Below are 13072 nucleotides of genomic sequence, written 5' to 3'. Positions count from 1 at the left end.
CGCCGCTCTGAACAGGTCGTTCACCAGTACGGCGGCCCGCTCTCACGGGTGACCCGGCACCCGGTCCCGCACGGTGCTCCCGTCCTCGTGTGCCCCCCCGACCGGTGCGAGCCGGAGCCGGCCGCTCGGCGCGCGTCGGGCGCGGGGGATGGCTAGCGTGAGAAACCGTGACAATCCCCACCGAACCGGAAGAGGGCCGCGATCATGGCCGTACCACCTGAGGGAACCCCCTGCTGGGCCGACGCTATGTTCTCCGACGTGGAGGCAGCCAAGAGCTTCTACGGCGACGTCCTCGGCTGGACCTTCGGCGAGGCGTCGTCGGAGTACGGCAACTACACCCAGGCCTACGCCGACGGCAAGGCCGTCGCCGCCGTCGTCCCGCCGATGCCGGGGCAGGAGGGCCAGTCCGCGTGGTGCCTGTACCTCGCGTCGCCGGACGCCGCCGCGACCGCCGCGAAGGTCCGCGAGCACGGCGGCGAGGTGCTGATGGAGCCGATGCAGGTCGGCGACTTCGGCACGATGGTCCTCGCGCGCGACCCCGCGGGCGCCGTGTTCGGCGTGTGGCAGGGCGGCACGCACGAGGGCTTCGAGGCGGCGCCGCAGCAGCCCGGCGCCTACTGCTGGGCGGAGGTCTTCACCCGGGACCCGGAGAAGACCGACGCGTTCCTGTCGGCAGTCTTCCCCTACAAGGCCAAGCAGCTGCAGGACGACGCGGTCGACTTCCGCATGTTCGACATCGGGGAGGACACCGTCCTCGGCCGCATGAAGATGGGCGAGGAGTTCCCGCCCGAGATCCCGTCCTACGTCAACGTCTACTTCACGGTGTCCGACTGCGACACGGCCGTCGAGAAGGCGACCAAGCGGGGCGCGGTACTGCGCTTCGGCCCCATGGACAGCCCCTTCGGGCGCTTCGCCGCGCTGAGCGACCCGCAGGGCGCGGCCTTCTCGGTCATCGACATCACCACCACGGCGGGCGAGATGCCCCGCACGGCGGACGTTTCCTAGCCGAGGGGGCTCCCCGCCGGGCCGGGCCGGCTGTGACCCGGCGCGTTTCGGCCGGCCCGGGCGGGGCGCCGGCGGGACCCGGCCGCGCGGAGACCGCCGGCCGGCCCATGGCATGATCGGGCGTATGCGTGAACGAGTGGTGGCGGCCTGCGACGGGGCCTCCAAGGGGAATCCCGGACCGGCGGCCTGGGCCTGGGTGGTGGCCGACGACGCGGAGGTCCCGGCCCGCTGGGAAGCGGGACCGCTCGGGCGGGCCACCAACAACGTGGCCGAACTGACCGCGCTGGAGCAGCTGCTCGCCGCCACCGACCCCGCAGTGCCGCTGGAGGTCCGCATGGACTCCCAGTACGCCATGAAGGCCGTCACCACCTGGCTGCCGGGCTGGAAGCGCAACGGCTGGAAGACCGCGGCCGGCAAGCCCGTCGCCAACCGGGAACTCGTCGTGCGCATCGACGAGCTGCTGGCCGGCCGCGAGGTCGAGTTCCGCTACGTGCCCGCCCACCAGGTGGACGGCGACCCGCTCAACGACTTCGCCGACCGGGCCGCCAGCCACGCGGCGAGCGCCCAGGAGGCCGCGGGCAGCGCCCTCGGCTCGCCGGAGCCCCCGGCCGCGCCGGACGCGCCCTCCGCCGGCGGCCCCCGCCGTCGCACCGGCGGAGCCAAGCCCGCCCGGGCCGGCAAGGGCTCGTCGTCGTCCCGCACGATCAAGGCGAAGTTCCCCGGTCGCTGCGTGTGCGGCCGCGCCTACGCGGCCGGTGAGCAGATCGCGAAGAACGCCCAGGGCTGGGGTCACCCCGACTGCCGGGACGCGGCAGCGGGCTGACGGGCGGCCATCGGCCGTCGGCACACAGGCGGCCCATCGGCCGTCGGCGCCCGCGCGCCGCAGCGGTGCGACGGCATGGAACGGACCGCCTCGGCTGCTACCCTGCGCTGTCAAACGACCGCGTCGGGTAATTGTCAAGAGGTGCGCGTGAAGGTCGCCTGCGTCGGCGGCGGGCCCGCCGGGCTGTATCTGTCGATCCTGCTCAAGCTGCAGAACCCCGCCCACGACATCACCGTCCACGAGCGCAACCCGGAGGGCTCCACCTACGGCTGGGGCGTGACGTACTGGCGGGGACTGCTCGACCAGCTCCACGCGCACGACCCCGAGTCCGCGCGCGCCGTCGAGGCGAGCTCCGTGCGCTGGAACGAGGGCGTCGCCCATGTGGGCGACCGGCTGACCCGGCAGCCCGGCGACGAGGGCCACGGCATCGGCCGCCAGCGGCTGCTGCGGATCCTCGCCGACCGCGCCCGCGACCTCGGCGTACGGCTGGAGTTCGAGTCCGAGGTCCGCGCCGACGACCTCCCCGACGCCGATCTCGTGGTGGCGGCCGACGGCGTCCACAGCGCCCTGCGCACCCGCCACGCGGGCCACTTCGGCTCCCACCTCACGCCCGGCCGCAACCGCTACGTCTGGCTCGGCACCACCCGCGTCTTCGACTCCTTCACCTTCGCCTTCGTCGAGACCGCGCACGGCTGGGTCTGGTGCTACGGCTATCCCTACGGCCCCGGCCACAGCACCTGCGTCATCGAGTGCGCCCCGGAGACCTTCACCGGCCTCGGCCTCGACCGGTGCGGCGAATCCGGCCGGCTCGCCCTGCTGGGCGACCTCTTTGCGCACATCCTGGACGGCCACCCCCTCATCGGCCGCCCCGCGGGCGACGGCGGCAGCCCCTGGACGACGTTCCGCACGCTCACCAACCGCACCTGGCACCGCGGCAACCTCGTCCTGGTCGGCGACGCCGCGCACACCACCCACTACTCCATCGGCGCCGGCACCACGCTCGCCCTCGAAGACGCCATCGCCCTCGCCGGCGCCGTGCGCGAACACGCGGCCCTGCCGCAGGCGCTCGCCGCATACGAACGCGGGCGCATGACCGCCCTGCTGCCCGCGCAGAGCGCGGCCCGCTACAGCGCCCGCTGGTACGAGAACCTGCCCCGCTATCTCCAGCTGCCGCCGGAGCAGATGTTCGCCCTGCTCGGCCAGCGCCACTCGCCGCTGCTGCCGTACGTGCCGCCCCAGCTGTACTACCGCCTCGACCGGGCGGCCGGACAGCTCGACGCGCTGCGCCGCCTCAAGCGCTGGCTCGGGCCGCGACTGGCACGGAGCGTGCACGCACGGGAGCTGGCCGCCCGCCGGCCCGCGGACTGAGGAAAGCCTCGGGAAAGAAAGGGGGTGAATTCCCATTCACCGGCTATGGTGAATGGGAATTCACCCTCATCGTTTGCTGGCCGTCCCGGCCGCTGGAGTGCTCATGGCGTCGCCCGTACCGATATCCCGGCCGAACGGTCTGCGGGACCGGCTCACCATCCCCGTGCTCGCCTTCGGCGGCATCCTCATGGCCGTCATGCAGACCGTGGTCGTGCCCCTGCTGCCCGACCTGCCCCGGCTGACCGGCTCCTCGGCCGGCGCGGTGTCCTGGATGGTCACGGCGACCCTGCTGTCCGGCGCCGTCCTCACCCCGGTGCTCGGGCGGGCCGGCGACATGTACGGCAAGCGGCGCGTGCTGACGGCGGCGCTCGCCCTGATGACCGTCGGCTCCGTGATGTGCGCGCTGTCCTCCGACATCACCGTGCTGATCACCGCACGCGCCCTGCAGGGCGCCGCCGCCTCCGTCGTACCGCTGTCCATCAGCATCCTGCGCGACGAACTGCCGCCCGAGCGCCGCGGCTCCGCGGTCGCGCTGATGAGCTCCACCGTCGGCATCGGGGCCGCGCTCGGCCTCCCGCTGGCCGCGCTCGTCATTCAGTACGCCGACTGGCACACCATGTTCTGGATGACCAGCGTCCTCGGCGCGGCCGGCGTCACGGCGGTGTGGTGGGCGGTGAAGGAGTCGCCGGTGCGCGAACCGGGCCGCTTCGACGCCCTCGGCGCGCTCGGGCTGGCCGCCGGCCTGGTCTGCCTTCTGCTGGGGGTGTCCGAGGGCGGCCAGTGGGGCTGGGGCAGCGCGCGGATCACCGCACTGTTCGCCGGGGCCGCCGTCGTCCTCGCGCTGTGGTGGTGGCACCAGCTGCGCAGCCCGCGGCCGCTGGTCGACCTGCGGCTCGCCGTGCGCCCGCGCGTGGGCCTCTCGCACGTGGCCGCCCTGCTGACGGGCTTCGCCTTCTACGCCAACTCCCTGGTCACCGCCCAGCTCGTGCAGGCGCCCAAGGCCACCGGGTACGGGCTGCAGCTGTCGATCGTCGCCACCGGTCTGTGCCTGCTGCCCGGAGGCGTGACCATGCTGCTGCTGTCCCCCGTCTCGGCGCGTATCTCCGCCGCGCGCGGCCCCCGCATCACGCTCGCTCTCGGCGCCGCCGTGATCGCCTGCGGCTACGCGGTGCGCATCGCCGACAGCCGGGACCTGTGGATGATCATCCTCGGGGCGACGGTCGTGGCGACCGGCACCACGCTCGCCTACTCGGCGCTGCCGACGCTGATCCTGCACGCCGTACCGGCCGGGCAGACCGCCTCCGCCAACGGCGTCAACGTCCTGATGCGCACGATCGGCCAGGCCGTCTCCAGCGCCGCCGTGGCCGCCGTCCTCGTCCACCACAGCGGCCTCGTCGCCGGCATCCCGGTGCCGTCGCTGCACGGCTACCTGCTCGCGTTCGCGATGGCCGGCGCCGTCGCCCTGGCCGCCTGCGCGGCGGCCCTGTCCATCCCCGGCGAGGCGGCGACCGGCGCCGGCCGACGCGCCCGGGCCGGGGCCCGGGCGGGCCGGAAGCAGACACCGGCGGGAACATGAGGGATGTGAGCACCTCCTCCCGCACGGCGGCGGCGGACCCCGCCGCCGGTCCGCCCGCCCCGCCGCACCCCGGGGCCGCCGCCCGTCGCGACGCCGAGGCGACCAGAGCGGTCATCCTGAAGGCCGCCCGGTACCTGCTGGCCCGGCACGCGCACGGCGACATCACGCTGAAGGCGGTCGCGGAGCGCGCCGGGGTGAGCGCCCCGCTGATCCTGAAGTATTTCGGCAACAAGGACGCCCTCTTCGCCCGGGTGATGTCCTTCGCCGACGACGCCGAGGCGCTCCTGGACGCCCCGCTCGACGACCTCGGCGGGCACATGGTGCGGCACGTCGTCGTCAGCCAGCGCGAGCAGGGCGCCGACCCGATCCTGCGCATCGTCTTCGCCCCGCTGCACGGCGAGCACGGCGAGGTGCTGCGGGCGAACTTCCGCAGCCAGGTCACCGCGCGGCTCGCCGCCCGGCTGAGCGGCCCCGACGCCGCCCTGCGCGCCGAACTCGCCGTGGCCGGCCTGCTCGGCCTGGGCGTGATGGCCGGCATCGCCCGCGGCGAGAAGGTGCGCGCCCTGCCGGTCGACGACCTCGTCGCACGGTACGGCCCGACGATCCAGGCCCACCTCACGCCGTAGCACCCGAGCAGTTCCGGCGCCGCCGCGGCGGCGCCCGGAGCGGCCTGTTCCGCCGTCGTGCGCCGCCGGTGCCACACTGACGCCATGGAAGAGCGCGAATTCCCCAGGTCCGGTCAGCACGCGTCCGTCATCGGTCTCGGCACCTGGCAACTGGGCGCCGACTGGGGCGAGGTCGACGACAAGGACGCCCTGAAGGTGCTGGAGGCGGCCGCCGAGTCCGGTGTGACTTTCTTCGACACCGCCGACGTCTACGGCGACGGACGCAGCGAGTCCACCATCGCCACGTTCCTCAGCAGCCGCCCCGACCTGCACGTGGAGGTGGCCACCAAGATGGGCCGCCGCGTCGAGCAGATCCCGCAGAACTACGTCCTGGACAACTTCCGCGCCTGGAACGACCGTTCCCGCCGCAACCTCGGCGTCGACCGCGTCGACCTGGTGCAGCTGCACTGCCCGCCCACCCCCGTCTACTCCTCCGACGAGGTCTTCGACGCCCTCGACACCCTCGTCGAGGAGGAGCGCGTCGCCGCGTACGGCGTCAGCGTGGAGACCTGCGCCGAGGCGCTGACGGCGATCGCCCGGCCGAACGTGGCCAGCGTGCAGATCATCCTGAACCCGTTCCGCATGAAACCCCTGCGCGAGGTGCTCCCGGCGGCCCGGGAGGCAGGCGTGGGCATCATCGCCCGCGTGCCCCTCGCGTCCGGGCTGCTGTCGGGCAAGTACACCAAGGACACCGTCTTCCCGGCCGACGACCACCGCACGTTCAACCGGCACGGCGAGTCCTTCGACCAGGGTGAGACCTTCTCCGGCGTCGACTACACGACCGGCGTGGAGGCAGCCGCCGAGTTCGCCGCCCTCGCCCCCGAGGGGTTCACCCCGGCCCAGCTCGCCCTGCGCTGGATCGTCCGGCAGCCGGGCGTCACCACGGTGATCCCGGGCGCCCGTTCGGCCGAGCAGGCCCGCGCCAACGCGGCCGCCGCCCGGCTGCCGGAGCTGTCCGAGGAGACGCTGGTGGCGATCCGCGACCTGTACGACCGGCGCATCCGGGAGCAGGTCGAGCACCGCTGGTAGACCCCGCCCGGGCCGGACCGGGCAGGACCGCCGCTTTTCGGGGTACCCGCCGAGAGACGACGTCAGGGGTTCTCACCGGGAGGAATGGTGGCGGTCGCCGAAGAGGGGCCGGTCCGGCGCCGGGGGCGCAACGAGACCGAGGAGGAGCGGGCCGACCGGATGTGGGTCGAGCTCATCCAGGAGGTGCGTGTCGCGCAGACCGGCGTGCAGATCCTCTTCGGCTTCCTGCTGACCGTGGTGTTCACGCCCAAGTACGCGCAGCTGGAGAGCGCCGACCAGGCCATCTACATCGTGACCGTGGTCCTGGGCGCGTGTGCGACCGGCGCGCTGATAGGGCCGGTCTCCCTGCACCGCCTGGTCGCCGGACGCCGGGTGAAGCCGCAGGCCGTGCGCTGGGCGTCCCGGCTGACGTTCGTCGGCCTGCTCCTGCTGCTGGCCGCCATGACGTCGTCGCTGCTGCTGATCCTGCGGGTGGCGACCCACGACAGCTACGTCCCGTACCTGGTCTCGGCCGTGGTCGCCTGGTACGTGCTGTGCTGGTTCGTGCTGCCGCTGTGGACCCGCCGCCGCTACACCTCACGCTGAACAGGCGGGGGGCCTGGGACTCCTCCGGTCCGCGCCGACCTGCCCAGGACCTCACGCCGAGTCGGCGGGGACCGCCCTCACGGCTGGCCGGCGCGCGTGGCAGGCCGGCCGGGTCCGCTGACCGCCACGGCCGCGTGGGGCCCGGCGCCGGACATGAGTCCGCGTAACTCGGCTCCGGCCCGTCACGGGCCCACCGAGAGCTGGGCCAGGAAGTCGTCGACGCGGACCTCCTCCCCGCCGGGGGGCACCAGCTGCCACGTTCTGCGCAGGAACGCGGACACGGCCGGCGCCCAGGCGAACACGACCGCGTGATGGCGGCCCCCGTCCGGGTGGGCGTCGCCGAGGAACTCCATGCGCAGCTCGTCGAAGAGCCCGCCGCCCGTCGGACGCAGCCGCACGTCCCCGATGCCGACGGACCGCCGCAGGCCCTCACCGAGCATCTCCCGGTCCAGCTGCCAGCGGGCCAGGACCCGGCCCCGGTGGCTGAACACGGCCGTGACGACGAACGGGTCGCCGGCGTCGTAGCTCAGATGGGCGAGCACGGCGAAACGTTCCGTGTCGCCCGCCTGCAACTCCACCACCAGGGTCGTGTGAGCGAAGGGGTTCACCAGGACAGGCCTTCCGAGAGGAACGGACGAGAGCGAACCCCTGGTACCCCCGTGGCGCGAAAGATGCTCAGCTACTCGGGTGATTCCCGCGACCCGCGCGCAGTGCCGCCAGGCACGAGCCGATCGCCTGCTGCAGTTCCTCCAGCCGCAGCAGCATGTCGTCCTCGTAGAAGTCCTCGGCGTCGTCGAAGGTCAGCTCCTCGAACACCCGGGTGGCCTTCTGCAGGCTGCTGTAGAACTTCTGCCGCCGTTCCGTCACCCGCAGGTCCGGGTCGGCCTCCACCGTCTCGGCGACCAGGCCCTTCATGGTGTCGTACGCCTCGGACGCCCACTCCGCGCTGTCCTCGCCGTCGTCGAGTTCGTCGATCAGGGACAGATGCCGCTCGGCCTCCCGGCGCACCTCGACGGGCGCCTCGAGGGTCTGGCCCGCCGGCGTCCTGATCTGCCCGGACTCGGCGATCTGCCGCACGTAGCCGATGCGGTCGGCGGAGCGGCTCTCGGACGCCACGGCCTTCTTCAGGTCGTCGGTGCGCACCACGTCACGGGCCAGCGCGGCCTGCAGTTCCGGGTCCTCGCGCACCCGGTCCAGCAGGGCCTGCTGCGCCGCGCGGGCGGTGGAGGGGTCGGCCAGGATCGCGGCGCGCAGGGCGGTGGGGTTCTCCGCCACCTCCAGCGCCTTCGTCGGCCGGATGCCCTCCGCCGCCGCCACCTCGGCGATGGCCGTGCCCCGCTCGGAGGTCGCGCTGCTGCGCGAGACGTAATAGGTCAGCCACACGTCGGCGTCGGGCAGTTCCACCTCCTGCCCGGGCCGCAGCGCCTCGAAGTGCGGCACGAGACCGTCGTCGGCGGCCCGGTCCCAGGCCTTGTAGTAGCGCAGCACCCGTTCCGCCGAGCACCCCGCCAGCTCGGCGAACTCCTTCGCGCTCACCTTCGGCGTCTGCTCGGCCGGCTGTCCGCCCGGGCGCACGCTGCGCGCCACCATCAGCGCGAACGCCCACCCGCCGGTGCGCGCGTACCCGCCGAACTCGCGCGCGTCACGGGCGACGAGGTCGTCCACGGCCTCCGCCGCGGACGGGGGGGCGGGCGCGGACGCGGGCTCGGACGCCGGCGTGAGCGCGTCCTCGGGCGCGGACGCGGGCGCCGGGACCGACGCGGGCTCGGGCGCGGCGGACGGCTCGGACGGGGCGATCGCTTGGGTCACCGGGACACTCCAGAGGGGGCAGGGCCGACGGATGTGCAGACCGGCAGCCTATATCCACCGATTGGCCGTGCTTGTGCGCTGCTGCGCCCGAGGCGGCACCCGCGTCAGCCGAACGCGCCCCGCAGCGCGGGCAGCAGTGTCTTCTCCGACCAGTCCAGGAACGGCACCTGCGTGTCCCCGCCGATCTGCACGAGCGCGACCTCGGTGAACCCGGCCTCGGCGTAGGGCCGTACGGCCTCCACGAACGCCTCCGGATCGTCGCCGCACGGGATCGACCCGGCCACGTCGTCCGGCGTGACGAACTGCGTCGCCGCCTCGAAGGAGTCCGGGTGCGGCAGCTCGGAGTTCACCTTCCAGCCGCTGCCGAACCAGCGGAACTGCGCGTGCGCCCGCTTGATCGCGGTGTCCCGGTCGGTGTCGTAGCACACCGGCAGCTGCCCGACCCGCGGCTTGCCCTGCCCGCCGTGCCGGTCGAAGGCCTCCAGCAGGCCCGCCTTGGGTTCCGTCGCGATGACCAGGTCGCCCAGCCGGCCGGCGAGCCGGCAGGAGCGCTCCCCGGACACCGCGATCCCGATCGCCGGCGGCTCCTCCGGGACGTCCCACAGCCGCGCCGACTCCACGTCGAAGTGCGTGCCGCGGTGATTGACGTGGCCGCCCTCGAACAGCGCGCGGATGATCTCCACGGCCTCCTCGAGCATCTCGTGCCGGACGTCCACGGAGGGCCAGCCGCCGCCGACGACGTGCTCGTTGAGGTTCTCCCCGGAGCCCAGCCCCAGCCGGAACCGGCCCTCGGAGAGCAGTTGCAGGGTGGCGGCCTTCTGCGCCACGACCGCCGGGTGATAGCGGAAGGTCGGGCAGGTCACGTACGTCATGAGCGGGATGCGCTCGGTCGCCTGCGCGGCGGCGCCCAGCACACTCCACGCGTACGGCGCGTGGCCCTGCGAGCGCAGCCACGGAAAGTAGTGGTCGGACGTCACGGAGAAGTCGAAGCCCGCCTCCTCGGCGCGCACCACGTGGTCGACCAGCTCACGGGGGCCGGCCTGCTCGGTCATCATCGTGTATCCGATTTGCACCATGGGTCACGAGTCCCCGTGGGGCAGCGGGTGAAAACGAGGCCCCCCGGACGCGAAGGCCCTCTCGACCGTTCGGCGTAACCCGGGGCAGGATGACTTCATGATCGCGCGTCCGCTGCCTTCGTCAGCCCCCGCCTCCCAGGGCGTCGACGCCGCCGGCGTCGAGGCCTTCCTCGACGCCCTCGACGCCGCGCCCGGCATCAGGCCGCACGGCCTGCTGATCCTGCGCCACGGCCGCCTCGTCGCCGCCGGCTCGTGGGCGCCGTACACCCTGGACCGCCGGCACCTGCTGTACTCGCTCAGCAAGAGCTTCACCGGTACGGCCGCCGGGCTCGCCGCCGGGGAGGGGCTGCTGCGGCTGGACGACCCGGTGCTCTCCTACTTCCCGGAGTTCGCGGACGAGGTCACCGATCCGCGCGTGCGGGCCATGCTGGTGCGGCACGTGGCGTCGATGGCCAGCGGGCATGTCGCCGAGACCATGGACCGGGCGCGCGCCCTGGACCCGGCCGACCTGCTGCGCGGCTTCCTGCGGCTGCCGCCGGAGCGCGACCCGGGCACCGTCTTCGCCTACAACCAGCCGGCCACCTACACGCTCGCCGCCATCGTGCAGCGGGTGACCGGACAGTCGCTCACCGACTATCTGCGCCCGCGGCTGTTCGACCCGCTCGGCATCGGGGCCGTGGCCTGGCAGCGCGACCGCCGCGGCCGCGAGCTGGGCTTCAGCGGACTGCACGCCACCTGCGACGCCGTCGCCCGGCTGGGCCAGCTGTATCTGGACCGCGGCCGGTGGGAGGGCAGGCAGCTGCTGCCCGAGCGGTGGGTCGCCGAGGCCACGCGCCCGCACATCGCGACCGTCGGCGCGCTGTCCGGCGGTGACTGGGACCTCGGCTACGGCCTGCAGTTCTGGATGTCACGGCACGGCTTTCGCGGAGACGGGGCCTACGGCCAGTTCTGCCTGGTGCTGCCGGAGCAGGACGCCGTCGTCGCCCTCACGTCGGAGACGGCGGGCATGCAGACGGTTCTCGACCTGGTCTGGGAGCATCTGCTGCCCGCCTTCCGTCCCGGGCCCCTGGAGGGCCGGGAGGCAGCCGACGCGGCCCTGCGCGAGCGGCTCGCGCTCCTGGCGCTGCCCGCGGCGGCCGGCAAACCCGCGCCGCCGGAGCGGGCCGAGGCCTGGTCGGGCGCGGTGTTCGACGCGCAGGGCGGCAGCTGCGCCGACCAGCCGGGCCTCACGTCCGTGTCGGTGGCCGCCGAGCGGGACGGCTGGACGCTCACGCTCACCGAGGCCGGCCACGCACTGCCGCTGCGCCTCGGCGACGGCGGCTGGACGGTCACGGAGGAGCCGCTGCCGACCGCTGTCAGCGGCGGCTGGACGGACGCCGGCACCCTCTCCGTGGACGTGGCCTTCCTGGAGACCCCGCACTCGCTGAGGGTGACCTGCTCGCTCCCGGACCGCACGTTCACCGCCCGCTGGCACACGGTGCCGCTCGTACCCGGCGTGCCGCTGCGCAAGCTGCGCGCGCCCGGCTCGTCATCCTGAGGCAGGCCGGAACGTGCGCAGGGCGACCTCCTGTGCCTGACGGCGGCCGGCGCCGTCCCAGTCGGCCGCGGGGGCGGTCAGGCGCAGCGAGAAACCCCGGCCGCCGCCCAGCAGGACGCCGCGGCCGAAGGTGCGCACCCGCGCCCCGCCGGCCGTCGTCACCAGCCACTCCATGTCGGCGGCCCGGCGCCCCTGGTACGTCGTCGCCCGGATCGGCCCGATCCGCCGGTAACCGCCCGCCGCCCGCAGCCCGGGCTCCACGTCGTCCCGCCAGACGGCGATGGGATCAGCGCCGACGCGCTCGCTGAACGTCACGGCGAGCGTGCGCGGATCGCCGCTCGCGCCGAACACCACCCGGTACGCCCGGTCCTGCCCCGGCGAGGTGCGCAGCCGCCCCCAGCCGTCCGGCAGCGCCACCGAGAACCCCTCCGGCGCCCGGTACAGCCGGTAGCCGGACGGCGGTCCCGGTGCGGGCGTGCCCGACGGCGGGGGGCCCGCCGCCGTCCCGGTCACCACGGGGGAGGGGAGCGGCGGCCGCGCGGAGTCCGCGGAGCCCGGCCCGTGCCGCACGGCGAGCGCGACGGCGGCCGCGGAGACGAGTGCGACCGCCGCCCCCACCACCATGTGCCGCCGCCGGGCCGGGCCGGTGCGCCAGGCGGCGTGGACGCGGCGCAGCCGGGACGCGGGCGCGGTCGGCGCGTCCGGGTCCTCGTGCAGCACGCGGGTGAGCGCCTCGCGGACGACGGCACGCGCCGGCCGCTCCCGGGAGTTCTTGCGCAGCAGCCCCTGCACCACCCGGGTCAGCGGCCCGCAGCGCACGGGGGTGCGCAAGGGAAGCCGGTCCACGGCCTTCAGCGTGGCCTGCGGCCGCTCGCGCTCCCGGAACGGCGGCCTGCCTTCCACCATCGTGTACAGCAGCGCACCGAGCGCCCACAGATCGGCGGCCGGGCCGATCCGCTCGTCGCGCGCCTGTTCCGGCGAGGCGTAGGACGGTGCCGCGACGCGCGGGGCCAGGGTCGCGCCGGCCAGCCCGAAACCGGTGACCGCGACGGGCCCATGCTCGCGCACGAGGATCTGGCCGGGGCTCAGCTCGCCGTGGGTGATGCCCTCCTCGTGCGCGGCCTGCAGCACGTCCAGCAGTTCCAGGCCGATGTGCGCGGCCCGCACGGGGGGCAAGGGACCCTCCTGGGCGAGGAGTTCGCCGAGGGGTGTGCCCTCGGTCCACTCCGTCACCGTCCACAGGTCGCCCGCCTCGTACACCGCGTCGACGACGGCCGGGACCCGGCCCGGGCACAGCCGCCTCATCGTCTCGGTCATGCGCAGGACACGCCCCGTGGTGCGGCGCGCCTGTTCCCGCTCGCCCGCGTCGGTCCCGGTGGCGGGCAGCGCGGTCCGGATGAGCAGACGGGGCTGTCCGGCGGCCAGGTCCTCGCCGTACCAGCAGACGCGGTTGGTCTCCTCATGGACGACGTCGAGGAGCCGGTACCGCCCGGCGACCAACGCGTGCGTCGAGCCGTCCGCTGTGCCCATGGCCATCCCTCGCTGCACCCCGGTTCACCCGTTTCCCTCAGGTACGGCGGCCGGGGCGAGCTCCGTTCA

At 74.2% G+C, this 13072-nt stretch carries 12 protein-coding genes; 8 read left to right on the top strand and 4 right to left on the bottom strand.

What is annotated here, in order from left to right; genetic code table 11:
• The first annotated feature begins 204 nt into the window (after window positions 1-204).
• The 7 genes from AC0B9F_RS13445 to AC0B9F_RS13415 all read left to right on the top strand — a co-directional run bounded on the left by AC0B9F_RS13445 (window position 205) and on the right by AC0B9F_RS13415 (window position 7051).
• On the top strand, window positions 205-1005 hold the full coding sequence (locus AC0B9F_RS13445) for a VOC family protein (RefSeq protein WP_472001963.1): 801 nt from the start codon (window positions 205-207) through the stop codon (window positions 1003-1005).
• Window positions 1006-1117: 112 nt separating this feature from the next.
• Window positions 1118-1828 carry a ribonuclease H family protein gene (locus AC0B9F_RS13440; RefSeq protein WP_472001961.1) on the top strand — a complete coding sequence of 237 codons (711 nt, stop codon included), beginning with the start codon at window positions 1118-1120 and terminating at the stop codon, window positions 1826-1828.
• A gap of 141 nt (window positions 1829-1969) precedes the next feature.
• Window positions 1970-3196, top strand: coding sequence for an FAD-dependent monooxygenase (locus AC0B9F_RS13435; RefSeq protein WP_472001959.1), 1227 nt, complete (start codon window positions 1970-1972; stop codon window positions 3194-3196).
• A gap of 103 nt (window positions 3197-3299) precedes the next feature.
• A complete protein-coding gene (locus tag AC0B9F_RS13430; protein ID WP_472001957.1) occupies window positions 3300-4772 on the top strand; it encodes an MFS transporter in 1473 nt (490 codons plus the stop codon).
• Entirely contained in the window at window positions 4769-5398 is a 630-nt protein-coding gene (locus tag AC0B9F_RS13425; RefSeq protein WP_472001955.1) for a TetR/AcrR family transcriptional regulator, read from the top strand. Before AC0B9F_RS13430 ends, AC0B9F_RS13425 begins: the two co-directional genes overlap by 4 nt.
• Before the next feature lie 84 nt (window positions 5399-5482).
• Window positions 5483-6466 (top strand): aldo/keto reductase, encoded by a 984-nt coding sequence (locus AC0B9F_RS13420; RefSeq protein ID WP_472001954.1) that lies wholly within the window; start codon window positions 5483-5485, stop codon window positions 6464-6466.
• Window positions 6467-6550: 84 nt separating this feature from the next.
• Entirely contained in the window at window positions 6551-7051 is a 501-nt protein-coding gene (locus AC0B9F_RS13415) for a DUF6328 family protein (protein WP_472001952.1), read from the top strand.
• Between the two features lie 182 nt (window positions 7052-7233).
• Here the strand turns inward: AC0B9F_RS13415 and AC0B9F_RS13410 are convergent, their stop codons facing one another.
• From AC0B9F_RS13410 to AC0B9F_RS13400, 3 genes are all read right to left on the bottom strand, one after another.
• A complete protein-coding gene (locus AC0B9F_RS13410; protein WP_472001950.1) occupies window positions 7234-7659 on the bottom strand; it encodes an SsgA family sporulation/cell division regulator in 426 nt (141 codons plus the stop codon).
• Between the two features lie 67 nt (window positions 7660-7726).
• Entirely contained in the window at window positions 7727-8716 is a 990-nt protein-coding gene (locus AC0B9F_RS13405; protein WP_472002151.1) for a hypothetical protein, read from the bottom strand.
• Between the two features lie 248 nt (window positions 8717-8964).
• Window positions 8965-9936: an LLM class F420-dependent oxidoreductase gene (locus AC0B9F_RS13400; RefSeq protein ID WP_472001948.1), complete on the bottom strand. Its 972-nt coding sequence runs from the start codon at window positions 9934-9936 to the stop codon at window positions 8965-8967.
• Between the two features lie 97 nt (window positions 9937-10033).
• On the opposite strand from AC0B9F_RS13400, the gene AC0B9F_RS13395 reads away from it, so the two are divergent.
• Complete coding sequence (locus AC0B9F_RS13395) at window positions 10034-11473, top strand: serine hydrolase domain-containing protein (protein ID WP_472001946.1); 1440 nt, start codon at window positions 10034-10036, stop codon at window positions 11471-11473.
• Here the strand turns inward: AC0B9F_RS13395 and AC0B9F_RS13390 are convergent.
• Window positions 11465-13009, bottom strand: coding sequence for a protein kinase domain-containing protein (locus tag AC0B9F_RS13390; protein ID WP_472001944.1), 1545 nt, complete (start codon window positions 13007-13009; stop codon window positions 11465-11467). The two genes, AC0B9F_RS13395 and AC0B9F_RS13390, sit on opposite strands and share 9 nt — an antisense overlap.
• Window positions 13010-13072 lie beyond the last annotated feature (63 nt).

It is taken from the genome of Streptomyces sp. NPDC097129 (assembly GCF_055668065.1).
This window is presented reverse-complemented; position numbering and strand designations above follow the sequence as displayed.

Coding starts and splice junctions, on each gene's coding strand:
- AC0B9F_RS13440 (WP_472001961.1), top strand. CDS start 1,118: ATGATCGGGCGTATGCGTGAACGAGTGGTGGCGGCCTGCGACGGGGCC.
- AC0B9F_RS13390 (WP_472001944.1), bottom strand. CDS start 13,009: ATGGCCATGGGCACAGCGGACGGCTCGACGCACGCGTTGGTCGCCGGG.
- AC0B9F_RS13395 (WP_472001946.1), top strand. CDS start 10,034: ATGATCGCGCGTCCGCTGCCTTCGTCAGCCCCCGCCTCCCAGGGCGTC.
- AC0B9F_RS13425 (WP_472001955.1), top strand. CDS start 4,769: ATGAGGGATGTGAGCACCTCCTCCCGCACGGCGGCGGCGGACCCCGCC.
- AC0B9F_RS13420 (WP_472001954.1), top strand. CDS start 5,483: ATGGAAGAGCGCGAATTCCCCAGGTCCGGTCAGCACGCGTCCGTCATC.
- AC0B9F_RS13445 (WP_472001963.1), top strand. CDS start 205: ATGGCCGTACCACCTGAGGGAACCCCCTGCTGGGCCGACGCTATGTTC.
- AC0B9F_RS13430 (WP_472001957.1), top strand. CDS start 3,300: ATGGCGTCGCCCGTACCGATATCCCGGCCGAACGGTCTGCGGGACCGG.
- AC0B9F_RS13400 (WP_472001948.1), bottom strand. CDS start 9,936: ATGGTGCAAATCGGATACACGATGATGACCGAGCAGGCCGGCCCCCGT.
- AC0B9F_RS13415 (WP_472001952.1), top strand. CDS start 6,551: ATGGTGGCGGTCGCCGAAGAGGGGCCGGTCCGGCGCCGGGGGCGCAAC.